This is a genomic window from Mesorhizobium sp. B2-3-5, assembly GCF_006442395.1.
In the GTDB taxonomy this organism is placed as follows: domain Bacteria; phylum Pseudomonadota; class Alphaproteobacteria; order Rhizobiales; family Rhizobiaceae; genus Mesorhizobium.
Map to the genome: position 1 here is coordinate 1 of NZ_VFVX01000009.1, position 22,656 is coordinate 22,656.

Annotated in this window: 21 protein-coding genes and 1 riboswitch; of the genes, 3 read left to right on the plus strand and 18 right to left on the minus strand. The window is 62.9% G+C overall.

Annotated features, from left to right (window positions below):
* Positions 1-18: 18 nt before the first annotated feature.
* The 18 genes from FJ958_RS12830 to FJ958_RS12915 form a co-directional block, all read right to left on the minus strand.
* On the minus strand, positions 19-1,689 hold the full coding sequence (locus tag FJ958_RS12830) for a ribonuclease J (protein WP_140743073.1): 1,671 nt from the start codon (positions 1,687-1,689) through the stop codon (positions 19-21).
* Between the two features lie 93 nt (positions 1,690-1,782).
* Positions 1,783-2,604: a biotin--[acetyl-CoA-carboxylase] ligase gene (locus FJ958_RS12835; protein WP_140743075.1), complete on the minus strand. Its 822-nt coding sequence runs from the start codon at positions 2,602-2,604 to the stop codon at positions 1,783-1,785.
* Positions 2,605-2,771: 167 nt separating this feature from the next.
* The gene (gene nuoN, locus FJ958_RS12840; RefSeq protein WP_140743077.1) at positions 2,772-4,208 is read right to left on the minus strand and encodes an NADH-quinone oxidoreductase subunit NuoN; all 1,437 of its coding nucleotides are present in this window, start codon (positions 4,206-4,208) and stop codon (positions 2,772-2,774) included.
* A 19-nt stretch (positions 4,209-4,227) separates the two neighbouring features.
* A complete protein-coding gene (locus FJ958_RS12845) occupies positions 4,228-5,733 on the minus strand; it encodes an NADH-quinone oxidoreductase subunit M (RefSeq protein WP_140743079.1) in 1,506 nt (501 codons plus the stop codon).
* On the minus strand, positions 5,733-7,706 hold the full coding sequence (gene nuoL, locus FJ958_RS12850) for an NADH-quinone oxidoreductase subunit L (protein ID WP_140743081.1): 1,974 nt from the start codon (positions 7,704-7,706) through the stop codon (positions 5,733-5,735). The genes FJ958_RS12845 and nuoL overlap by 1 nt, the downstream gene beginning before the upstream one ends.
* Before the next feature lie 10 nt (positions 7,707-7,716).
* Entirely contained in the window at positions 7,717-8,025 is a 309-nt protein-coding gene (gene nuoK / locus FJ958_RS12855) for an NADH-quinone oxidoreductase subunit NuoK (protein WP_019858930.1), read from the minus strand.
* Position 8,026: 1 nt separating this feature from the next.
* Positions 8,027-8,647, minus strand: a complete 621-nt coding sequence (locus FJ958_RS12860) for an NADH-quinone oxidoreductase subunit J (protein WP_140743083.1) — start codon at positions 8,645-8,647, stop codon at positions 8,027-8,029.
* A gap of 229 nt (positions 8,648-8,876) precedes the next feature.
* A complete protein-coding gene (gene nuoI, locus FJ958_RS12865; protein ID WP_140610478.1) occupies positions 8,877-9,368 on the minus strand; it encodes an NADH-quinone oxidoreductase subunit NuoI in 492 nt (163 codons plus the stop codon).
* Positions 9,369-9,573: 205 nt separating this feature from the next.
* Positions 9,574-10,617: an NADH-quinone oxidoreductase subunit NuoH gene (gene nuoH / locus FJ958_RS12870; RefSeq protein WP_140743085.1), complete on the minus strand. Its 1,044-nt coding sequence runs from the start codon at positions 10,615-10,617 to the stop codon at positions 9,574-9,576.
* A gap of 2 nt (positions 10,618-10,619) precedes the next feature.
* A complete protein-coding gene (gene nuoG, locus FJ958_RS12875; RefSeq protein ID WP_140743087.1) occupies positions 10,620-12,701 on the minus strand; it encodes an NADH-quinone oxidoreductase subunit NuoG in 2,082 nt (693 codons plus the stop codon).
* A gap of 73 nt (positions 12,702-12,774) precedes the next feature.
* Complete coding sequence (locus FJ958_RS12880) at positions 12,775-13,470, minus strand: NADH-ubiquinone dehydrogenase (protein WP_140743089.1); 696 nt, start codon at positions 13,468-13,470, stop codon at positions 12,775-12,777.
* A 63-nt stretch (positions 13,471-13,533) separates the two neighbouring features.
* A complete protein-coding gene (gene nuoF / locus FJ958_RS12885) occupies positions 13,534-14,838 on the minus strand; it encodes an NADH-quinone oxidoreductase subunit NuoF (protein WP_140743091.1) in 1,305 nt (434 codons plus the stop codon).
* A gap of 10 nt (positions 14,839-14,848) precedes the next feature.
* Positions 14,849-16,150 (minus strand): NADH-quinone oxidoreductase subunit E, encoded by a 1,302-nt coding sequence (locus FJ958_RS12890; RefSeq protein WP_140743093.1) that lies wholly within the window; start codon positions 16,148-16,150, stop codon positions 14,849-14,851.
* Positions 16,151-17,341: an NADH-quinone oxidoreductase subunit D gene (locus FJ958_RS12895; protein WP_140743095.1), complete on the minus strand. Its 1,191-nt coding sequence runs from the start codon at positions 17,339-17,341 to the stop codon at positions 16,151-16,153.
* Between the two features lie 66 nt (positions 17,342-17,407).
* The gene (locus FJ958_RS12900) at positions 17,408-17,785 is read right to left on the minus strand and encodes a four helix bundle protein (protein ID WP_140743097.1); all 378 of its coding nucleotides are present in this window, start codon (positions 17,783-17,785) and stop codon (positions 17,408-17,410) included.
* 33 nt (positions 17,786-17,818) lie between these two features.
* Positions 17,819-18,421 carry an NADH-quinone oxidoreductase subunit C gene (locus FJ958_RS12905; RefSeq protein ID WP_140743099.1) on the minus strand — a complete coding sequence of 201 codons (603 nt, stop codon included), beginning with the start codon at positions 18,419-18,421 and terminating at the stop codon, positions 17,819-17,821.
* A 4-nt stretch (positions 18,422-18,425) separates the two neighbouring features.
* On the minus strand, positions 18,426-19,007 hold the full coding sequence (locus tag FJ958_RS12910; protein WP_015317338.1) for an NADH-quinone oxidoreductase subunit B: 582 nt from the start codon (positions 19,005-19,007) through the stop codon (positions 18,426-18,428).
* Entirely contained in the window at positions 18,998-19,363 is a 366-nt protein-coding gene (locus FJ958_RS12915) for an NADH-quinone oxidoreductase subunit A (protein WP_010910112.1), read from the minus strand. The genes FJ958_RS12910 and FJ958_RS12915 overlap by 10 nt, the downstream gene beginning before the upstream one ends.
* Before the next feature lie 335 nt (positions 19,364-19,698).
* Between FJ958_RS12915 and FJ958_RS12920 the strand changes: the two genes are divergently transcribed.
* The 3 genes from FJ958_RS12920 (at position 19,699) to cobW (ending at position 22,640) form a co-directional block, all read left to right on the plus strand.
* A complete protein-coding gene (locus tag FJ958_RS12920) occupies positions 19,699-20,898 on the plus strand; it encodes a winged helix-turn-helix domain-containing protein (protein ID WP_140743101.1) in 1,200 nt (399 codons plus the stop codon).
* Between the two features lie 29 nt (positions 20,899-20,927).
* Positions 20,928-21,133: riboswitch (cobalamin riboswitch) on the plus strand.
* Between the two features lie 38 nt (positions 21,134-21,171).
* A complete protein-coding gene (locus tag FJ958_RS12925) occupies positions 21,172-21,600 on the plus strand; it encodes a DUF1636 family protein (RefSeq protein WP_140743103.1) in 429 nt (142 codons plus the stop codon).
* A gap of 2 nt (positions 21,601-21,602) precedes the next feature.
* The gene (gene cobW / locus FJ958_RS12930) at positions 21,603-22,640 is read left to right on the plus strand and encodes a cobalamin biosynthesis protein CobW (RefSeq protein WP_140743105.1); all 1,038 of its coding nucleotides are present in this window, start codon (positions 21,603-21,605) and stop codon (positions 22,638-22,640) included.
* Positions 22,641-22,656 lie beyond the last annotated feature (16 nt).

A 22,656-nucleotide genomic window follows, 5' to 3' on the forward strand; every position in this document is an offset into this window, starting at 1 on the left:
CCCCTACTCCCCTGTTCGTCACCTGGTGACGAAAACCGTCACCAGCGGCTTCTTGCCCCAGGCTTCGTTGGCCGCGCCACGCACCGCGCGCCGAACCGCCTCTTGCACCAGGTCGAGGTCCTTTCGGCGCTGACGAGGAATCGAATCCACCGCGCCGACGGCGGCATCGATCATCAGGTCCTCCAGCGTCTCGCCGCTGGCATCGGCCTCGGCGACGCCGATAGCGACCAAGTCGGGATCGCCGGCCAGCTCATATTTGTCGTCGAGCACGACATTGACCGCGACATGGCCGGCGAAGGACAATTTGCGCCGGTCGCGGATGCCCATTGCCTGGTCGGTGCCGATCAGATTGCCGTCCTTGTAGATACGGCCGAACGGCACCTGGTCGATGATGGTGGCGGGTCCCGGCGCGAGCCTCAGCATGTCGCCGTCGCGCACCTGCGCCACCTGGCCGATACCCGAGGTCGACATCAGCGAGCCCTGCGCCACCAGATGCGCCGCCTCGCCATGCACGGGAACGCCGATCTGCGGGCGCACCCATTCGTACATCTTGCGCAATTCGCTGCGACGGGGATGACCGGAGACATGCACCAGGGCGTCGCCGTCCTCGATGATCTTGATGCCGAGATCGATGAGGCGGTTCTTGATCTCGAGGATCGCCTTCTCGTTGCCGGGAATGGTGCGCGAGGAAAACACCACCGTGTCGCCCGCCGTCAGCGACACCGATTTCATCTCGTCACGCGAGAGTTTTGCAAGTGCTGCCAGCGGTTCGCCCTGGCTTCCGGTGCAGATGATCACCAGGTTTTCGCGCGGGATGAAGCCGAAATCCTCCTCGGCGATGAACTCCGGCAGGCCGTCCATGTAGCCGAGCTCGTCGGCCACATCGATGACGCGCTTCAGCGAACGGCCGAGCACCAGGCACTGCCGACCGGCATCGCGCGCCGCCCTGGCGATGGAAACGATGCGGCCGACATTGGAGGAAAACGTCGTGACGGCGACGCGGCCCTTGGCGGCCTGAATAACGCCCTTGAGGCCCTCGCCAACGGCGACTTCCGAAGGCGAATCGCCTTCCCGCAGCGCATTGGTCGAATCGCAGATCAGCGCCAGAACGCCCTTGTCGCCATAGGCGCGGAAGCGCGCCTCGTCGGTCTTGGGACCGATGGTCGGTTCTGGATCGATCTTCCAGTCGCCGGTGTGGATGACGGTACCCGCCGGCGACGTGATCGCCAGCGACATCGGCTCGGGAATGGAGTGCGCGACCGGAATGGCTTCGATCTCGAAGGGGCCGACGGTGAATTTCTCGCCGGCGCGGTAGATCGTCAGCGGGATCTTCGGCGCGCCCTGCTCGCCTTGCCGCTTGGCTTCCAGCAACCCGGCGCTGAACGGCGTCATCCATACCGGCGCCTTCAGCCTCGGCCAGATGTCCAGCAGAGCACCATAATGATCCTCATGCGCGTGAGTGATGACGATGCCACGCAGATTGGCGAGGTTCTCCTCGATGAAGCGCGTGTCGGGCAGGATCAGGTCGACGCCCGGATGCGCCGCGTCGGGAAAGGTAACGCCGACATCGATGACGATCCATTCGCGCGCGCTCGGCGGGCCGTAGCCGTAGAGGGCGAAGTTCATGCCGATCTCGCCGACGCCGCCGAGCGGCACGAAGACGAGTTCGGCGTTTTCCGCTTTCGCCATTATTTTTCCCTTCCTGGCCCTCAGGCCAAGCCGTTGAAGCAATTCCGGGAAAAGTGTGTAACGGCTTTCCGTCCGGAATTGCGCAAAAACAAATCACACCCGGGCGGATGCGACCGCGCCGAAATGCACATCGCCGGCGGCGATCGTCACAACAGTCCCCTCACCGTCGCGGATCACGAAACGGCAGTCCTCGTCAATGGTCTCGAACACGCCACGCACCACATTACCGTCAATTCTGACAGCAACCTCGCCGCCAAGTCCCGCCGCGCGCATCAGCCAACGCCGCCTGACGGCGGCAAGGCCGCGCCCTTCGTCCCACAGCCGTGCATTCTCGCTCCAGGCATCCGACAGCGCCAGGAACAGCGTTTCCGCGTCGCAAGTCGCGCCGAGCGCGTGCAGCGATGTCGCCGGATAAGGCACGTCCTCGGGGTGCGCCACGACATTGACGCCGATGCCAACCGCAACCGCGAAGCGGCCGCCGTCCAGAACCGCCGATTCCAGCAGGATGCCGGCGAGCTTGGCGCCGGAGGCAAGCACGTCGTTTGGCCATTTCAACTCGAAACGGTTTTGTCCCTGGCTCGCGCCATCGAGTCCGACGGCGATGCGGCCCTTGGGCACCACCGCGTCGAGCGCATCGGCAAGCGAGAGGCCGGCAACGAAACCCAGCGTCGCGGCAAGGCGGAGTTCACCACCGGTGATGACGAGCAAGGTCGCCGCCAGATTGCCTTCGGGCGACACCCAGGCGCGGCCGCGCCTGCCGCGCCCGCTTTCCTGCTTCTTGGAAACCACCCATAATCTGCCCGGGTCGCCTGCCCGGGCATGATCGAGCGCCACTGTGTTGGTGGAACCGACGCTGTCATGCGCCTCGAGCCGGAACCCTTCCGACACAGAGGTTGGAGCCAGCCGAAATGCCATACTAGTGGTCCGTTTCTAACATTCGCATCCCGTTTCAGCAGCGCAGTGAGCGAATGTCAGAATCAAAGGACCACCAGCCAAATATGAGTTTCCAGCGGAGTTTTCAAATTTGACATTCGCACACCACTTGGCGCGCCCCGAGTGCGGACGTCAAACTTAGTCACCAGCTAGAAGAAGGTCTTGGCGGCGGCTTCGGCGTAGGTTCCGATCGGGCCGCCGATCAGCACATAGAACAGCACGAAGGCGCCGGAGACGCCGAGCACGAGGCGCAATTCGCTGGCCATCGGCACGAAACCGCCAACCGGCTCATCAAACCACATGATCTTGATGATACGCAGATAATAGTAGGCGCCCACCACCGAGGCCAGAACGCCGATGATGGCCAGCGCGTAGAGGCCGGCGTTGATGGCGGCGAGGAAGACATACCACTTCCCCCAGAAGCCCGCGAGCGGCGGAATGCCGGCCAGCGAGAACATCAGGATGGTGAGGATCGTCGCCATGATCGGATTGGTCGAGGCGAGGCCCGCCAGATCGCTGATCTGCTCGACATTGCCTTCCTTGCGCCGCATGGCGAGGATGAAGGCAAAGGTGCCGAGCGTCATCACCAGGTAGATCAGCATATAGATGGCGACGCCGCGCACGCCAGCCTGGCTGTTGGCGGCAAGGCCGACCAGCGCGTAGCCCATATGGCCGATCGAGGAATAGGCCATCAGCCGCTTGATGTTGGTTTGGCCGATAGCCGCAAAGGCACCGAGCGCCATGGAGGCGATCGAGATGAAGACGATGATCTGCTGCCAGTCGGATGCGATCGGCTTGAACGCGCCCATGGTGACGCGCACGATCAGCGCCATCGCCGCCATCTTCGGCGCTGCCGCCAGGAAGGCGGTCACCGGCGTCGGCGCGCCTTCATAGACGTCGGGCGTCCACATGTGGAACGGCACCGCCGAGATCTTGAAGGCAAGGCCGGCCAGCACGAAGACCAGGCCGAAAACGAGGCCAAGCTGACGCTCGCCGCCGCCGAGTGCGGTGGCGATCTCGTGGAAGCCAGTGTTGCCGGTGTAGCCGTAGACCAGGCTGATGCCATAGAGCAGCATGCCGGACGACAGCGCGCCAAGGACGAAATACTTCAGGCCGGCCTCGGTCGAACGCAGATTGTCGCGGTTGATCGCCGCCAGCACGTAGATCGCCAGCGACTGCAGTTCGAGGCCGAGATAGAGCCCGATCATCCCGTTGGCCGAGATCATCAGCATCATGCCGAGCGTGCACAGCAGGATCAGCACCGGATATTCGAACTTGTCGAAACGTTCCGCCTTGGCAAAGCGCATCGACATGACCAGCGTCACCGCAGAGCCGACCAGGGCCAGCACCTTCATGAAGCGGGCGAAGGAATCCTGGACGAAGGCGTTGCCATAGGCATTGCCCTGTCCCGTGGAAAAGATCAGCCAGGCGCCTGATATGACCAGTACGGCGACCCCAAGGCCAGTCACCGTATTGGCGGTGTTGGAACGGGAATAGGCTCCGACTATCAGCAGCGCGAGCGCACCGATGGCAAGGATCAGCTCGGGCGTCGAGAGCGACAGGCTGGAGAGAAGGTCCGGCGTCATGATTCGCAAAACCCTTGAGTTAATTCGCCGCCGCGGTCTGCGCGGCGCCGATGGATGCGGTGACATTGGTGACGAGCGACTTGACCGATTGGGCCGTCGCGTCGAAGACGGGAGCGGGATAGACGCCGAAGAAGATGACCAGCACGACCAGCGGGTAGATGATGGCCTTTTCGCGCGCCGACAGATCGAGCAGCCCCTTCAGGCTGTCCTTGGTCAGCGCGCCGAAGATCACCCGGCGGTAAAGCCAGAGCGCGTAAGCCGCCGACAGGATGACGCCCGTGGCGGCGAAGAACGCCACCCAGGTGTTGACGCGGAACACGCCGAGCATGGTCAGGAACTCGCCGACGAAGCCGCTGGTGCCGGGCAGCCCCACATTGGCCATGGTAAAGACCATGAACACGGTGGCGTACTTGGGCATGTTGTTGACCAGCCCGCCATAGGCGGCGATCTCACGCGTGTGCATGCGGTCATAGATAACGCCGACGCACAGGAACAGGGCGCCCGAGACGAGGCCGTGGCTGAGCATCTGGAAGATCGCGCCCTGCACGCCTTCCTGGTTCAGCGCGAAGATGCCCATGGTGACGAAGCCCATATGGGCGACCGACGAATAGGCGATCAGCTTCTTCATGTCCTCCTGCATCAACGCCACCAGCGAGGTGTAGATGATGGCAACGACGGACAGCGTGAACACCAGCGGCGCGAACATTTCGGACGCCAGCGGGAACATCGGCAGCGAGAAACGCAGGAAGCCGTACCCGCCCATCTTCAAGAGGATGGCGGCCAGGATCACCGAGCCGGCCGTCGGCGCCTCGACGTGCGCGTCCGGCAACCAGGTGTGCACGGGCCACATCGGCATCTTCACCGCGAAGGACGCGAAGAAGGCGAGCCACAGCCATGTCTGCATATTGGCCGGGAAACTATGCGTCAGAAGCGTCGGAATGTCGGTCGTGCCGGACTGGTAGAACATCGCCATGATGGCGAGCAGCATCAGCACGGAGCCGGCGAGCGTATAGAGGAAGAACTTGAACGAGGCATAGACGCGCCGCTTGCCGCCCCACACGCCGATGATGATGAACATCGGGATCAGGCCGGCTTCGAAGAAGACGTAGAACAGCACGATATCCAGCGCGCAGAACACGCCGATCATCAGCGTCTCCAGCAGCAGGAAGGCGATCATGTAGGCCTTGACGCGCTTCTCGATCGCGTCCCACGACGCCAGGATGCAGAGCGGCATCAGGAAGGTCGTCAGGATGACGAACAGCATGGAAATGCCGTCGACGCCCATATGGTAGGAGATTCCGGAGTCGAGCCAGGCCGCCTTCTCGACGAACTGGAAGCCGGCTTGCGAATTGTCGAAGCCGGTCCAGATGAACAGCGAGATGATGAACGTGAACGCCGTGGTCAACAGCGCGATGGCGCGGATGTTGCGGCGTGCGTTTTCGCTGTCATCGTTGATGAACAGGATCAGCAGCACACCAACCAGCGGCAGGAAGGTGACCAGCGAGAGGATTGGCCAGGCGGTCATCAGAGCATCATCCAGGTGACGAGTGCGGCAACGCCGATCAGCATGGCGAAGGCATAGTGGTAGAGATAGCCGGTCTGCAGCTTGACGACGCGGTTGGTGACATCGACGACCCGCGCCGAAATGCCGTCAGGCCCGAGGCCGTCAATGACGGTCCCGTCACCGGTCTTCCACAGGAAATGGCCGAGACGCTTGGCGGGCCGCACGAACAGGAAGTCGTAGAGCTCGTCGAAATACCACTTGTTGAGCAGGAAGGCGTAGAGCAAGCGATGGTTGGCGGCGACGCTCGGGGGCAATTCCGGCGAGCGGATGTAAAACTTCCACGCCACCGCCAGGCCGATCAGCATGGCGATGAAGGGCGACAGTTCGACCCACAGCGGCAATTCGTGGATCTCGTGCAGGATGTGGTTGTCCGGCAGCGTGAACAGCGACGCCTTCCAGAACTCGGCATAGCCCTCGCCGATGAACGCGCCGTGGAAGATGATGCCGGCGAACAGCGCGCCAGCCGCCAGGATGAACAGCGGCACCAGCATGACCGGCGGCGATTCATGGACGTGGTGCATCACCTCATGGCTTGCCCGCGGCTTGCCGTGGAAGGTCATGAAGATCAGCCGCCAGGAGTAGAAGGAGGTGAAGCAGGCGGCGATGACCAGGAGCACGAAGGCAAGGCCCGCGACCGAATTATGGCCGGCGAAGGACGCTTCGACGATAGCGTCCTTGGAGAAGAAGCCGGCGGTACCGATGACGGTCACCGGAATGCCGACACCGGTCAGCGCCAGCGTGCCGACCACCATCATCCAGTAGGTGGTCGGGATCAGCTTTCTCAGGCCGCCCATCTTGCGCATATCCTGCTCGTCGGAGACGGCATGGATGACCGAACCCGAGCCGAGGAACAGCAAAGCCTTGAAGAAGGCATGCGTGAACAGATGGAAGATCGCAGCCCCATAGGCGCCGACGCCCAGCGCCACGAACATGTAGCCGAGCTGCGAGCAGGTCGAATAGGCGATGACGCGTTTGATGTCGTTCTGCACCAGACCGACGGTCGCCGCGAAGAAAGCGGTGAAGGCGCCGATGAAGGTCACCACCGTCAGCGCCGAATGCGACAGTTCGAACAGCGGCGAAAGCCGTGCCAGCATGAACACGCCGGCCGTCACCATGGTGGCGGCATGGATAAGCGCGGAGACCGGCGTCGGGCCTTCCATGGCGTCCGGCAGCCAGGTGTGAAGCGGCACCTGCGCCGACTTGCCCATGGCGCCCATGAAGAGCAGCAGGCAGACGACGGTCATCGCCGTCTGCTTGTCCAGCGCATGGCCAAGGAAGGTCAGCACGGCGGCGCCCTGTGGCGCGCCTTCAGCCGGAATGAATGTCGCCGCATTGGCGAAGATGGTGCCGAGATTGACCGAGCCGAACAGCACGAACACGCCGAAGATGCCGAGCGCGAAGCCGAAATCGCCGACGCGGTTGACGACGAAAGCCTTGATGGCCGCGGCATTGGCCGAGGGCTTCTTGTACCAGAAGCCGATCAGCAGATAGGACGCGAGGCCCACCCCTTCCCAGCCGAAGAACATCTGCACGAGGTTGTCGGCGGTCACGAGCATCAGCATGGCGAAGGTGAACAGCGACAGATAGGCGAAGAAGCGCGGCCTATCCGGATCGTGATGCATGTAGCCGATCGAATAGATGTGAACCAGCGCCGAGACGGTGTTGACCACCACCAGCATCACCACGGTGAGCGTGTCGATCCGGAGCGCCCAGGACGCCTCCAGCCCGCCGGACTGGATCCAGCGCAGCACCGGCACGGTGAACACCTCGCCATGGCCGAAGCCGACGGTGAAGAAGGCAACCCACGACAGGACGGCTGATATCACCAGGAAGCCCGAGGTGATGTATTCCGATGCCTTGGCGCCGAGCGAATTGCCGAACAGGCCGACGATCAGGAAGCCGAGCAGCGGAAGGAAGACGATCGCTTGATACATGATAGTCCCGTCAACCCTTCATCATGTTCACGTCCTCGACCGCGATCGAGCCGCGGTTGCGGAAGAAGACGACGAGAATGGCAAGTCCGATGGCCGCCTCGGCGGCAGCGACCGTCAGCACGAACAGCGCGAACACCTGGCCGACCAGATCGCCAAGTGCGGCCGAAAAGGCGACGAAGTTGATGTTGACCGCAAGCAGGATCAGTTCGACCGACATCAGGATGACGATGACGTTCTTGCGGTTCAGGAAGATGCCGAACACGCCGAGCGTGAACAGGATCGCCGATACGGTCAGATAATGTGCGATGCCGACGACCATCTCAGACTCCTTCGCCCGACTTGACCTTGCGGATTTCCATGCCGGTCGCCGCGGTGCGGCCGACCTGGGCTGCGATCGACTGCCGCTTAATCCCTTCCTTGTGGCGCAGCGTCAGCACGATGGCGCCGATCATGGCGACCAGCAGGATGAGGCCCGAAACCTGGAAGTAATAGAGGTAGTCGGTGTAGAGGATGTCGCCCAGCGCTGCCGTGTTCGAGCGGGTGGCGAGATCCGGAATGGGCTTCGAGACCGCCGTGGCGAGTTGCGGCGCGAATGTATAGCCGCCCAGCACCACGATCAGTTCCGCCGCCAGGATCAGCCCGACCAGCGCACCGATCGGTGCGTATTGCAGGGCGCCTTCCTTCATCTCGGCGAAGTCGACGTCAAGCATCATGACGACGAACAGGAACAGCACCATGACCGCGCCGACATAGACGACGAGCAGGATCATGGCCAGGAATTCGGCGCCGGTCAGCATGAAGAGGCCGGCGGCGTTGAAGAAGGTCAGGATCAGGAACAGCACCGAATGCACGGGGTTGCGCGACGAAATGACCATGAACGCCGATGCCACCGCGACAAAGGCGAAGAGGTAGAAAAAGGCCGCCTCTAATCCACTCAGCATGGGGTTCCCCCAGGTTCCTAATTCCGATTCCGTCCCGACTCCGGTCCGAATTCGCGTGTTCCTTAGACGGGCGACGTTGCGCCGTCCACTTTCTTGTTCCTTCTCCCCGTTTACGGGGAGAAGGTGGCCCAAAGGGCCGGATGAGGGCAGCGCAAAGATTGGCGACCTTGGCGCCGCCCCTCATCCGCCTGCCGGCATTTCTCCCCGTAAACGGGGAGAAGGACGCCAATCACCGATAGGGCGCGTCCAGCGAGATGTTGCGCGCCAGCTCGCGCTCCCACCGGTCGCCATTCGCCAACAGCCTGTCCTTGTCGTAGTAGAGCTCTTCGCGCGTTTCCGTCGCGAATTCGAAATTCGGCCCCTCGACAATGGCGTCGACCGGGCAGGCTTCCTGGCAGAAGCCGCAATAGATGCACTTCACCATGTCGATGTCGTAGCGCACCGTGCGGCGCGTGCCGTCATTGCGGCGCGGACCGGCCTCGATGGTGATGGCCTGAGCCGGGCAGATCGCCTCGCACAATTTACAGGCGATGCAGCGTTCCTCGCCGTTGGGATAGCGGCGCAGCGCATGCTCGCCGCGGAAGCGCGGGCTCACCGGCCCCTTCTCGTGCGGATAGTTGATCGTCTCCTTCGGCGCGAAGAACTGGCGCATCGACAGGAAGAAGGCGCTGACGAAATCCTGCAGCAGCAGCGATTTTGCGGCCTGAGCTAGCGCGTTCATTGGCCACTCCCATACAGGTTTATTGCAATGAAATAGCCGGCACATCCAAACAGGATGGGCGTCACGACACGAAACACAAATACTATCGGCTTTACAGCGTCCGCGCTTAGTTGCTTCAAAATACGAGGCAGCAGAACCAGATACTCGAACAACGCGATAAGAAGGCCGACAATTGCTCCCAAAAAGCCGACAGACAAATTACTCATCACGCAAACCCCGTGATCTTGAGGAAGGCGGCGGTGGCGACCACCATGAACAGCGAGATCGGCAGGAACACCTTCCAGCCAAGCCGCATCAACTGGTCGTAGCGGTAGCGCGGCACGAAGGCTTTCACCATCGAAATGCCGAAGAACACGAAGCAGACCTTCAGCACGAACCAGATGACGCCCGGCACCCAGGTGAAGGGCGCGAAGTTGAAGGGGGGCAACCAGCCGCCAAGGAACAGGATGGTGGCCAGCGCGCACATCAGCACGATGGCGACGTATTCACCGAGGAAGAAGAGCAGGAACGGCGTCGACGAATATTCGACCATGTGGCCGGCGACCAGTTCCGATTCGGCTTCCACCAGATCGAAAGGCGGCCGGTTCGTCTCGGCCAGGGCCGAGATGAAGAAGATGATGAACATCGGGAACAGTGCCAGCCAGTTCCAGTCGAGGAACGTGTTGGGCAGGCCAAGCCGCGTGCCGAGTCCACCCTGCTGCGACAGCACGATATCGCTGAGGTTGAGCGAGCCGGCGGTGAGCAGCACGGTGACGATGACGAAGCCGATCGAGACTTCGTAGGACACCATCTGCGCTGCCGAACGCAGCGCGCCGAGGAACGGATATTTCGAGTTGGAGGCCCAGCCGCCCATGATCACGCCATAGACTTCGAGCGAGGAGATGGCGAAGACATAGAGGATGCCGACATTGACGTTGGCGATCGCCCAGCCCTGGTTGACCGGAATGACCGCCCAGGCCGAGATCGCCAGCACCGCCGACACAAGCGGCGCCAGCAGGAAGACGCCCTTGTTGGCGCCCGACGGGATCACCGGCTCCTTGAAGACGAATTTCAGCAAGTCGGCGAAGGCCTGCAGCGTACCGAACGGGCCGACCACGTTCGGACCGCGGCGCAGCTGTACCGCCGCCCAGATCTTGCGATCGGCATAGAGGATGTAGGCGACAAAGATCAGCAGCACCACGATCAGCACGACCGATTTCAACAGGATCAGCAGCGCCGGCAGCACGTAGAAGGAGAAGAAAGTGTCCATGCTTATTCCGCCGCCTGCTTGAAGCCGCTCTTGGCCAGTGCCGAGCATTCCGCCATCACGGCCGATGCCCGCGCGATCGGGTTGGTCAAATAGAAATCCTTCACCGGCGAGGTGAAGGTGCCCTTGTTCAGCCGCCCGCCGAGTTTCGCCGCGCTGGCGATATCCGCGGCGCTGCCGGCCGCGATCTGGTCGATGCGGGCAAGATGCGGGTACTCGCCGTAGAGCTTGTGGCGCAGTTGCGGCAGCGAATCGAACGGCAGCTTCTTGCCCAGCACATCCGACAGCGCCCGCAAAATGGCCCAGTCCTCGCGGGCATCGCCCGGCGCGAAGCCGGCGCGGTTGGTCTGCTGCACGCGCCCTTCGGTGTTGACGTAGGTGCCGGACTTTTCCGTGTAGGCGGCCGCCGGCAGGATGACATTGGCGCGGTGCGCGCCGGCATCGCCATGGGTGCCGATATAGACGACGAAGGCGCCGCCTGTCTTGCCCATGTCGATCTCGTCGGCACCGAGCAGGAACAGCACGTCCGTTTCACCCAGCATGCCGGCGACGTTCTTGCCGCCCTCGCCCGGCACGAAGCCGAGATCGAGGCCGCCGACACGTCCGGCCGCGTTGTGCAGAACGGCAAAGCCGTTCCAGTCAGCGCGGGCGGCGTTGACGGCAGCGGCAAGCCTTGCCGCCTGGCCGAGCACGGCCGCGCCGTCGGCGCGCGCCAACGCGCCCTGGCCGACGATGATCAGCGGATGCGTCGCCTTCTTCAGCGTCTGGAAGAACTTGCCATTGCCGTCGGCCAAATCCTTCAGCGAGTCCGGCCCGGCGCCCAGCAGTTCATAGTCATAGCGCGTGTCGCCGATCTCGCCGATGACGCCGACCGGCAGATCGCCGATCCGCCAGCGCTTGCGGATGCGGGCGTTGAGCACCGAGGCTTCGAAGCGCGGATTGGCGCCAATGATCAGCACCGCATCGGCCTGCTCGATACCCTCGATGGTCGGGTTGAAGATGTAGCTGGCGCGTCCGAGCGCCGGATCGAGCGCGGCACCGTCCTGACGGCAGTCGACATTCTTCGAACCGAGCGAGGCCATCAAGAGCTTCAGCGCGTAGATTTCCTCGACCGCGGCGAGATCGCCAGCAATGGCGCCGATCTTGTCGGGTGATGTCTTCGACGCCGCGTCCTTGATCGCGGCGAACGCTTCGGCCCAACTTGCCGGAACCAGCTTGCCGTCCTTGCGCACATAGGGCCGGTCGAGGCGCTGCGTGCGCAATCCGTCCCAGATGAAGCGAGTCTTGTCGGAGATCCACTCCTCGTTCACCTGCTCGTTGACGCGCGGCAGGATGCGCATCACTTCGCGGCCCCGGCTATCGATGCGGATCGCCGAGCCGACCGCGTCCATCACGTCGATGGATTCGGTCTTGGTCAGTTCCCACGGCCGTGCCTGGAAGGCGAACGGCTTGGACGTCAGCGCGCCGACCGGGCAAAGATCGATGACGTTACCCTGCAGCTCCGAGGTCATCGCCTGTTCGAGATAGGTGGTGATCTCGGCGTCCTCGCCACGGCCGATCAGGCCGAGTTCGGAAATGCCGGCGACTTCGGTGGTGAAGCGGACACAGCGCGTGCAGTGGATGCAGCGGTTCATCACCGTCTTGACCAGCGGCCCGATATACTTGTCTTCGACCGCGCGCTTGTTTTCGTGATAGCGCGAGGAATCGACGCCGAAGGCCATCGCCTGGTCCTGCAGGTCGCACTCGCCGCCCTGGTCGCAGATCGGGCAATCCAGCGGATGGTTGATCAGCAGGAATTCCATCACGCCTTCCCGGGCCTTCTTGACCATCGGCGTGTTGGTGAAGATTTCCGGCGGCTCGCCGTTGGGACCGGGGCGCAGGTCGCGCACGCCCATGGCGCAGGAAGCCTGTGGCTTGGGCGGCCCGCCCTTCACCTCGATCAGGCACATGCGGCAATTGCCGGCGATCGACAGCCGCTCGTGGAAGCAGAAGCGCGGCACTTCCGCACCCGCGTCCTCGGCCGCCTGCAGCAGCGTGTAATGGTCGGGTACAGTAATTTCTTTCCCGTCGACCTTGAGCTTTGCCATTCGTCTCAAACCCCTGCGGATTTCCCGCAATCTCATTTCCCGGGCGCGACAGATGCAGCGCCCGACATTTCATTCACGTCTTCGCGGCCAATGCCGCCGCCTGGGCAGTCCAGTCGTCGCGGCCGATGCGGCCCTTGAACGACAGATAGTCGTCGACCCAGGCGATCTCTTGCGGCGACCACGCGGCGATCTGGGCGAACGTCCAGATACCGAGACCGTTCAGCACCCTCTCCAGCTTCGGGCCAATACCCGATATCGCCTTCAGATCCGAAGGCTTCGCCGGTCTGTCGATGGCCTTGGGCTGGCGGAAATCCTCCGGCAGCAGCACATCGGCGGCCTCGCCCGCTGCCGGACCGGCATCAGCCACCGGCGCCGTGGTGGCGGCTTCCTTGGCGGCGATGTCCGTGACTTCCTGCGCGAAGGACTGCGCCTCGGCAATCAGGCTCTTCGCCGTCACGCGCGCCTTGGTGGACGACGAGTTCGCGTCCTCGAATTGCTCGATGCGCGCCTCGAAATCCTCGATCAACGGCTGCATAAGGCGCTGGGATGCCTCGGCGGCTCCCGAAAGCGCGCCCATCCAGACGCCGAACGCATGGTTGGCGAACCCGATGCCAAGCGCCGACATCGCCGCCGCGCCCGCGACAGGGTGCGCGAGAAGGTTGACGGCGCTGGCCATCTCCTGCGGCATCATCCTGGTCAGGTCCTGGTTCATTTTCTCGAGCTGGTCCAAATTGGGCATCAATGAGTAGGGTGTCGAATACGGCGCCATAGAAATTCTCCTGGTCGTTTCTTCGTTTGCCCCGCCCCGTTATTCCCGCAGTCGCAAATTCTTCTATTCCGCCGCCACCATCACCGGTTCGGCCCGGTGCGCGTTGCGCGAAAACTCGTCGATGCGCCGCTCCACCTCGCCGCGGAAATGCCGCATCAGACCCTGGATCGGCCACGCCGCCGCATCGCCCAGCGCGCAGATCGTGTGACCCTCGACCTGCTTGGTGACATCCAGCAGCATGTCGATCTCGCGCTTGTGCGCCTCGCCGCGCACCAGGCGCTCCATCACCCGCCACATCCAGCCGGTGCCTTCGCGGCATGGCGTGCACTGGCCGCAGCTCTCATGCTTGTAGAAGTAGGACAGCCGCGCGATCGCCTTCACGATATCGGTCGACTTGTCCATGACGATGACGGCCGCCGTGCCAAGGCCAGATTTGAGATCGCGCAGCGCGTCGAAATCCATCGGCGTGTCGATGATCTGCTCGGCCGGCACCAGCGGCACCGAGGCGCCGCCCGGAATGACGGCAAGCAGATTGTCCCAGCCGCCGCGAATACCGCCGCAATGCGTCTCGATCAGTTCACGGAACGGGATCGACATCGCCTCTTCGACGGTGCACGGATTGTTGACGTGGCCGGAGACGCAGAACAGCTTGGTGCCGACATTGTTCGGCCGGCCGAAGGACGAGAACCATGCCGCGCCACGGCGCAGGATGGTCGGCGCCACCGCGATCGATTCGACATTGTTGACGGTGGTCGGGCAGCCATAGAGGCCGACATTGGCCGGGAATGGCGGCTTCAGCCTGGGCTGGCCCTTCTTGCCTTCGAGGCTTTCCAGAAGCGCCGTTTCCTCGCCGCAGATATAGGCGCCGGCGCCGTGATGCATATAGACGTCGAAATCATAGCCGGACGTGTTGCCCTTGCCGATCAGCTTGGCTTCATAGGCCTCGTCGATGGCGCGCTGCAGCGCCTCGCGCTCGCGGATGAACTCGCCGCGCACATAGATGTAGGCGGCTATCGCGCCCATGGCGAAGCCGGCGAGCAACGCGCCCTCGACCAGCGTGTGCGGGTCATTGCGCAGGATGTCGCGGTCCTTGCAGGTACCGGGCTCTGATTCGTCGGCATTGATGACCAGATAGCTCGGACGGCCGTCGCTCTGCTTGGGCATGAACGACCATTTGAGGCCCGTCGGGAAACCGGCGCCGCCACGGCCGCGCAGGCCCGACGCCTTCATCTCGTTGACGATCCAGTCGCGCCCCTTGGCGACAATGCCGGGGGTGTTGTCCCAGGCGCCGCGCGCCATCGCACCAGCCAGCGACTTGTCGAAGAGGCCATAGATGTTTGTGAAGATGCGATCTTTGTCCTGAAGCATTGTTCGTTCCTCAGACCGGCTTCTTGCCGAAGACGCGGATGTATTCGGCGATGCCGCCCTTGGCGAGCGCCTTGGCCTGCTTGACCCAGTCGTCCCGGTCGATGCGGCCCTGGAAGGAGAGATAGCCGTCCACCCACTCGCGCTCGGCCTTCTGCCACGAAGCGACCTGCGCGAAGGTGTAGATGCCCAGCGAATGCAGGATGCCCTCGATCTTCGGCCCGACGCCCGAGATCAGCTTGAGATCGTCGACCGAAGCCGGGCGCTCGATTCCGGCCGGACGGTTCTTGTCTTCGAGCGAGGGCTTTGCCGTCTTGGCGGCAGGCTGCTTGGCTTCCGGCGACTTGAAAGCGCCGGCCGGTTCGGACTTGGGCTTCGGCCCGCTGCGCGGCTTCGAAACCGCCTCGACTTCCGGGGCAGCTTGATTGGCGTTAGCGGCGGAGTGGCGCGGCGGTCTGACGCTTGCCGCCTTCTCCTCGGCCAGCGCGACCTTGACCGGCGACGGTGTCGTCATCGCCGGGCTCGTTTCCAGCGCATCGGTCTTCGGCTTGCTGGACTTCGATGGCCCGACCGGAGCCGTCGGTGCCGGAGCAGCAGGCGGCTGCGAGACAACGGCCGCAGGCGCGCTCGCTGGAACGGCCGCAGCCTTGGCTGCTTTCGCCGCCGCCCTGGCGTCCCTGTCCCGGGTCGATTTCAGGATCGCTTTCTCGCTTGTCAGCGTCGTCAGGCCCGAGGCCGGTTCCGAGCCTGTGCGGCCGTTCTGCGGTCCCGGCGGCACCGAAGCCCCCTTGCCCGCATCATAGAGATCGATGATCTCGGCCAGCCGTTCGGGCGTCAGGTCCTCGAAGGTATCCTTGAAGATCATGACCATTGGCGCGTTGACGCAGGCGCCAAGGCACTCGACCTCCTCCCACGAAAGCGTACCCTTGTCGTTGGTGTGGAACTGGTCGTGGTGGATTTTCGAGCGGCACACTTCCATCAGCGCTTCCGAACCGCGCAGCATGCAAGGTGTGGTGCCGCAGACCTGGATATGCGCGCGCGTGCCGACTGGACTAAGCTGGTACTGCGTGTAGAAGGTCGCGACCTCGAGCCCGCGGATACGGGGCATTTCAAGCATATCGCAGATGCTCTCGATCGCCGCCTTGGTGACCCAGCCTTCCTGTTCCTGCGCCAGCATCAGAAGCGGGATGATCGCCGACTGCTCGCGGCCCTTCGGATACTTCTTGATCCATTGCTTCGCCGCTGCCGCGTTCGCCCTGTTGAAGGCGAAGGATGCTGGCTGGACGTTGGCTTCTGCGAGACGGCGGACTGACATTTAGCGATCGACCTCACCAAACACGATGTCGAGGGAGCCGAGGACGGCGGTGACGTCGGCCAGCATGTGGCCGCGGCACAGGAAATCCATGGCCTGAAGATGCGCGAAGCCGGGGGCGCGCAGCTTGCAGCGGTAGGGCTTGTTGGTGCCGTCGGAAACCAGATAGACACCGAACTCGCCCTTCGGCGCCTCGACGGCGGCATAGACCTCGCCGGCCGGCACCCGGTAACCCTCGGTATAGAGTTTGAAGTGATGGATCAGCGCTTCCATCGAGCGCTTCATCGCCGCGCGCTTCGGCGGCACCACCTTGCCGTCGAGGTTCGACACCGGACCGGCGCTCTCCTTGCCGAGCAGCAGATCGACGCACTGGCGCATGATCCGGGCCGACTGGCGCATCTCTTCCATGCGCACGAGGTAGCGGTCGAAACAGTCGCCGTTCTTGCCGATCGGAATGTCGAAATCCATTTCCGAATAGCATTCATAGGGCTGCGATTTGCGCAGATCCCACGCCGCGCCCGAACCGCGCACCATCACGCCCGAAAAGCCCCAGGCCCAGGCGTCGGCCAGCGAAACCGTACCGATATCGACATTGCGCTGCTTGAAGATGCGGTTGCCGGTGAGCAGTGCATCAAGGTCGTCGATCGACTTCAGGAACGGATCGATCCACTTGCCGATATCCTCGACCAGCTTCTGCGGCAGGTCCTGATGGACGCCGCCGGGACGGAAATAGGCCGCATGCATCCGCGAGCCGGAAGCCCGCTCATAGAATACCATCAGCTTTTCACGCTCGACGAAACCCCACAGCGGCGGCGTCAGAGCGCCGACGTCCATCGCCTGCGTCGTCACATTGAGGATGTGCGACATGATGCGGCCGATTTCGCAATAGAGCACGCGGATCAGCTGGCCACGCTTCGGCACGTCGATGCCGAGCAGGCGCTCGGCGGCAAGCGCGAAGGCATGCTCCTGGTTCATCGGCGCGCAATAATCCAGCCGGTCGAGATAGGGCACCGCCTGCAGGTAGGTCTTGGCCTCGATCAGCTTCTCGGTGCCGCGGTGCAGCAACCCGATATGCGGATCGACGCGATCGACCACTTCCCCGTCAAGCTCCAGCACGAGGCGCAAAACGCCGTGTGCGGCCGGATGCTGCGGGCCGAAGTTGATGTTGAAATTGCGGACGGAGGTTTCAGCCATTCTGGCGCCTCTGGCGACGAGTCAGTAGTGAGTAGTGAGTAGTGACCATCAATCTCAATGCCTACTTCATTCCGCCTGCTTGGCCTGCACTGTGCGAATGAGAGATCTCGTCATCTTTCCAATCTCTTCGCATCGCAGCAGCAGTTCAATCTCGTTGTCTTTTTCTAACAAGCCAACCCGGCCTGCCAGCAATATGTGCGTTTCCAGTTCCTTCAACGAACCCTGCGCCATGCGCAAAAATTGAACGAACGAACCTCTGTTTTCCCGACCGTAGCCCTCTGCGATGTTGGCCGCGATCGAAACCGCCGATCGGCGCATCTGCGAGGTCATGCCGTAGATCTCCTCCTTCGGAAACTCTCTGGTGAAGCGATAACAGTCTTCTGCGAGTGCCATCGCCGATTGCCACACCTTCAAGTCGCGATAAGATTCGATCCGTTGCTCCAATTCTTCCCCACCGACTACTGACTACTTCCCTACTCACTGCTTCGCTTTTTCGTCCCCGGGCAGCACATAATCGGTGCCTTCCCAAGGGGACAAAAAATCGAAATTGCGGAATTCTTGCTTGAGCTCGACCGGCTCGTAGATGACGCGCTTGGCCTCGTCGTCGTAGCGAACCTCGACAAAGCCGGTCAGCGGGAAATCCTTGCGCAGCGGATGGCCTTCGAAACCATAGTCGGTCAGCAGGCGGCGCAGGTCCGGATGGCCCGAGAACAGCACGCCATAGAGATCGTAGGTCTCGCGCTCGAACCAGTCGGCGCCGGGATAGACGCCGGTGATCGACGGCACCATCGTCTCCTCGTCGGCCTGCACCTTGACGCGGATGCGCACATTCTGTTTCGGCGACAGCAGATGGTAGACGACGTCGAAGCGTTTGGCTCGCGACGGATAGTCGGCGCCACAGACATCGATGATCGAGATGAACTGGCAGCGCGCATCGTCACGCAGGAAAGTCATCACGTCGACCAGGTCGCGAGGTTCGACATGGATGGTGAGTTCGCCATAGGCGAACACCGCGTCCGAGATCCGTCCGCTCAGTTTCTCGCCGAGATAGCTCGACAGTTCGCTCAGTGATGCGGCCATGGATTTACCGTTCGATCGTGCCGGTGCGGCGGATTTTCTTCTGCAGGAGAAGAATGCCGTAGAGCAGTGCTTCGGCGCTCGGCGGGCAGCCGGGCACATAGATGTCGACCGGCACGACGCGGTCGCAGCCACGCACCACCGAATAGGAATAGTGATAATAGCCGCCGCCATTGGCGCACGAGCCCATCGAGATGACGTAGCGCGGCTCCGGCATCTGGTCGTAGACCTTGCGCAGCGCCGGCGCCATCTTGTTGGTCAGCGTGCCGGCGACGATCATGATGTCGGACTGGCGCGGAGACGCGCGCGGCGCCACGCCGAACCGCTCCGAGTCATAGCGCGGCATCGAGGTGTGGATCATCTCGACCGCGCAGCAGGCGAGGCCGAAGGTCATGAACATCAGCGAGCCGCTGCGCGCCCAGGTGATCAGCGCCTCTGTCGAGGTGACCAGAAAACCCTTGTCGGCGAGCTCATTGTTGATTTCGAGGAAAAAGGGATCGTCCTCTCCCACCGGCCTGCCGGTGTTGGGATCGATGATGCCCTTGGGCTTCGGCGCGACGAGGGTGCCTGAACTGTCGTTCAATCCCATTCCAGCGCTCCTTTTTTCCATTCATAGGCAAAGCCGATGGTCAGCACTGCCAAAAACACCATCATCGACCAGAAGCCGAGCATGCCGATCTTCGAGAACGACACCGCCCAGGGAAACAGGAAGGCCACTTCCAGGTCGAAGATGATGAACAGGATCGACACCAGGTAGAAACGGATGTCGAATTTCATGCGGGCGTCGTCGAACGAGTTGAAACCGCACTCGTAGGCGGAAAGCTTTTCAGGATCGGGGTTGCGGTAGGCCACCAGGAACGGTGCGGCCAGCAGCGCCAGGCCGACGACCAATGCCACGCCGATGAACAGGACGATGGGCAGGTACGAACTGAGAAGTGCGTTCATGCAGCGGCTTTCCGTTGGCGCCAATCCACTTTTGTTACAGCACCGGACCTTAATGCGGAAGCGTGACAGTTTAACCGCTGAACCGTTTTAAGAGGGGCCCATGCTGCAACGCGGCGAGGGTTAGCGCAGCACTTCCAGCGAAGCAAGTCAAACCTTGTTCAAAACGCCGACCTGGACGGCATTACAGGAGAAACTGGTCCGATGCGCTCCTGTTTGATTTCCTTCGCGTTCTACTCCACTTTTATCTCCTGACATGGTTGCCGCCAAAACCCTGCTAGCATGGGCTGGAATCACCGGTCTGAACCGCCATAAATCGCCCTCAGAGTGACACCTGCATGAAGGAAAAGATCTCGCTTGCCGCCGCTCGGCGCGTTGCACTCGCCGCCCAGGGGTTTCTCGATCCTCGCCCGAATGGCACGCCAGACCGCCGCCACTTCGCCCGGGTTCTTTCCCGCACCGGCCTGCTGCAGATCGATTCCGTCAGCGCGGTGGTGCGCGCGCACTATATGCCGCTCTATTCGCGGCTTGGCCCCTACCCGCTCGCGCTCCTCGACAATGCCGCCGTGACGCGCAAGCGCATGGTGTTCGAATACTGGGCGCATGAAGCCTCGTTCCTGCCGGTCGAGACATACCCCTTGATGCGCTGGCGCATGCAGCGCGCCGAGCAAGGCGACGAAATGTATCTGGGCCTCGCCAAATGGGGCCGCGAGCACGCCGCCTACATCGAAGAGATCTATCGGGAAGTCGCCGATCGCGGCCCGATCGCCGCCTCGGCGCTTGAAGGCCAGAAAGGTTCCGGCGGCTGGTGGGGCTGGAGCCATGCCAAGCATGCCTTCGAATGGCTGTTCTGGGCCGGCCGCATCACCACCGCGCACCGCCGCGGCTTCGAGCGCTTCTATGACCTGCCCGAACGCGTGCTGCCGCAGGCGATCCTCGATTTGCCGGTGCCCGCTGCCGAGGACGCGCATCGCGAATTGCTGCGCATTTCAGCCCGCGCCCATGGGGTGGCTACAGCCGGGGACCTGCGCGACTATTTCCGTCTGTCGCCCGCCGACATGAAAGGCCGGCTGGAGGAACTGGCCGAGTTGGGCGAGTTGCTGCCGGTGCGTGTCGAGGGCTGGAACAAGCCGGCTTACCTCTATAAGGACGCCCGTTTGCCCCGCAAGATCGAAGCGCGCGCCTTGCTGGCGCCTTTCGACCCCGTCGTCTTCGAACGCTCGCGCACCGAGCGGCTATTCGATTTCCATTACCGCATCGAAATCTACACCCCTGCCGAAAAACGCCAGTACGGCTACTATGTCCTGCCCTTCCTGCTTGGCGACAGGATCGTCGCTCGCGTCGACCTGAGAGCCGACCGGCCGGCAAGCGTGCTGCGCGTCCACGCGGCCTACGCCGAGCCCGGAGCGCCGCCTGAAACAGCCGCCCAGCTCTTCGACGAATTGAAACAGATGCAAGGCTGGCTCGAGCTTGAACGAATGGAAGTGACGCCTGCCGGCGATCTAGGCCCGGCGCTGGCCGACATCGCCATGTCGTAGCCGCGCGTTGACACCGCTGCCTGCAAAAGCCTAAATCCCGTCCAGACGGTCCCCTGCCCGCAACGGCTGGGGCTAAGAGGGAATGCGGTGCGGGATTTCGGTCTCAAATCCGCGGCTGTCCCCGCAACTGTAAGCGAAGAGCCAAGGCCGAAAGCCACTGGGAGTTCCCGGGAAGGCGGCTAACCAAGGCGATGACCCGCGAGCCAGGAGACCTGCCGTCTGCGACAGAAGAATCCGATCGCCCGGCGGGTTTCCGGGCAAGGAGCCCGGTTTTTGGACCATAACGGCAGTTTTTCGGCTGGTGCAGCGGATATATCTTCCGCCAATGGCGACGCCTTGTCCGACGTCACCGTCATCGTCTGCGCGTCCTGCCGCGACGAAACCGGCTCCGACGCCCATCCCCGCGCCGGCGAATCGCTGGCGCAGGACACGCGCCGCGCGGCAGCATCCGAGAACGTCCGCGTCCGCACGGTCGAATGTCTCGGCAATTGCAAACGCCGGCTCAGCGCCGCGATCCTGCGCGACGGCTGCTGGAGCTATGTCTTCGGCGACCTGACCACGAGCAGCGGCGCCGACCTCGTTACCGGCGCCAGACTCTTCGCCACCTCGAGCGACGGCCTCATCCCTTGGCGCGGCCGCCCTGATTCCCTGAAGCGCGGCCTCGTTGCCCGCATCCCTCCCCTAGACCTGCTGAAAGACTGACCATGACCGCTTCCGTCTCCCGCGTTCCCTGCACCGTCGTCACCGGCTTTCTCGGTGCCGGCAAGACGACACTGGTCCGCCATCTCCTGGAAAACGCCGGCGGCAAGCGCATCGCGATTATCGTCAACGAGTTCGGCGACATCGGCATTGACGGCGAGATCCTCAAGGGCTGCGGCATCGACACTTGCCCGGAGGAAAACATCGTCGAACTGGCCAATGGCTGCATCTGTTGCACCGTGGCCGACGATTTCGTACCGGCACTCGACCAGATCCTGTCACTGACGCCGAGGGTCGACCATATCCTGATCGAAACCTCCGGCCTCGCTTTGCCGAAGCCGCTGGTCCAGGCCTTCCAGTGGCCGACGGTGAAGAGCCGCGTGACCGTCGACGGCGTGATCGCCGTGGTCGACGGCCCCGCACTGGCCGAAGGCCGCGTCGCCAACGACATGGACGCCCTGCAGGCCCAACGCGCCGGGGATGACAGCCTCGACCATGACGACCCGGTCGAGGAAGTGTTCGAGGACCAGATCGCCTGCGCCGACCTGATCATCCTGTCGAAGAGTGACCTGATGGACGCCGCCGGTTCGGCCCGCGCCAACGCCATCGTCAACGAACACTCCGCCCGGGCCGTCAAGATCGTGCCGACGTCCCACGGCAAGGTCGATCCCTCCGTACTGCTCGGGCTCGGCCTCGCCGTAGAGGACGACATCGAGAACCGCAAGTCCCATCACGACGGCGCATTCGACCACGAGCATGACGACTTCGACACCTTCATTGTCGACATCCCCTCGATCGCCAATCCGGACGAACTGGCAAAACGCGTCGCTGCCGCCGCCGAACAGGAAAACGTGCTGCGCGTGAAAGGCTTCGTAGAGGTCGGCGGCAAGCCGATGCGGCTTTTGCTGCAGGCCGTCGGCCCGCGCGTCAACCATTACTATGACCGCGCCTGGACCGCCGAGGACGACCGCCGCTCGCGTCTCGTCGTCATCGGCCTCAAGGGGCTGAACCGCCCTGCGATCGAGCGTATACTCGCCGGCTGATTTTCAGGCACGGGCC

Bases quoted from the DNA above. Each gene is read 5' to 3' on its own strand.
- FJ958_RS12860 (WP_140743083.1), bottom strand. From the start codon at position 8,647: ATGCTGAGTGGATTAGAGGCGGCCTTTTTCTACCTCTTCGCCTTTGTC.
- FJ958_RS12880 (WP_140743089.1), bottom strand. From the start codon at position 13,470: ATGGCGCCGTATTCGACACCCTACTCATTGATGCCCAATTTGGACCAG.
- nuoI (WP_140610478.1), bottom strand. From the start codon at position 9,368: ATGAACGCGCTAGCTCAGGCCGCAAAATCGCTGCTGCTGCAGGATTTC.
- nuoK (WP_019858930.1), bottom strand. From the start codon at position 8,025: ATGGTCGTCGGCATCGCACATTATCTGACCGTATCGGCGATCCTGTTC.
- FJ958_RS12915 (WP_010910112.1), bottom strand. From the start codon at position 19,363: ATGAACGCACTTCTCAGTTCGTACCTGCCCATCGTCCTGTTCATCGGC.
- nuoN (WP_140743077.1), bottom strand. From the start codon at position 4,208: ATGACGCCGGACCTTCTCTCCAGCCTGTCGCTCTCGACGCCCGAGCTG.
- FJ958_RS12910 (WP_015317338.1), bottom strand. From the start codon at position 19,007: ATGGGATTGAACGACAGTTCAGGCACCCTCGTCGCGCCGAAGCCCAAG.
- FJ958_RS12890 (WP_140743093.1), bottom strand. From the start codon at position 16,150: ATGTCAGTCCGCCGTCTCGCAGAAGCCAACGTCCAGCCAGCATCCTTC.
- FJ958_RS12845 (WP_140743079.1), bottom strand. From the start codon at position 5,733: ATGACCGCCTGGCCAATCCTCTCGCTGGTCACCTTCCTGCCGCTGGTT.
- nuoL (WP_140743081.1), bottom strand. From the start codon at position 7,706: ATGTATCAAGCGATCGTCTTCCTTCCGCTGCTCGGCTTCCTGATCGTC.
- nuoF (WP_140743091.1), bottom strand. From the start codon at position 14,838: ATGCTTCAGGACAAAGATCGCATCTTCACAAACATCTATGGCCTCTTC.
- cobW (WP_140743105.1), top strand. From the start codon at position 21,603: ATGACCGCTTCCGTCTCCCGCGTTCCCTGCACCGTCGTCACCGGCTTT.
- FJ958_RS12920 (WP_140743101.1), top strand. From the start codon at position 19,699: ATGAAGGAAAAGATCTCGCTTGCCGCCGCTCGGCGCGTTGCACTCGCC.
- nuoG (WP_140743087.1), bottom strand. From the start codon at position 12,701: ATGGCAAAGCTCAAGGTCGACGGGAAAGAAATTACTGTACCCGACCAT.
- FJ958_RS12895 (WP_140743095.1), bottom strand. From the start codon at position 17,341: ATGGCTGAAACCTCCGTCCGCAATTTCAACATCAACTTCGGCCCGCAG.
- nuoH (WP_140743085.1), bottom strand. From the start codon at position 10,617: ATGGACACTTTCTTCTCCTTCTACGTGCTGCCGGCGCTGCTGATCCTG.
- FJ958_RS12835 (WP_140743075.1), bottom strand. From the start codon at position 2,604: ATGGCATTTCGGCTGGCTCCAACCTCTGTGTCGGAAGGGTTCCGGCTC.
- FJ958_RS12905 (WP_140743099.1), bottom strand. From the start codon at position 18,421: ATGGCCGCATCACTGAGCGAACTGTCGAGCTATCTCGGCGAGAAACTG.
- FJ958_RS12830 (WP_140743073.1), bottom strand. From the start codon at position 1,689: ATGGCGAAAGCGGAAAACGCCGAACTCGTCTTCGTGCCGCTCGGCGGC.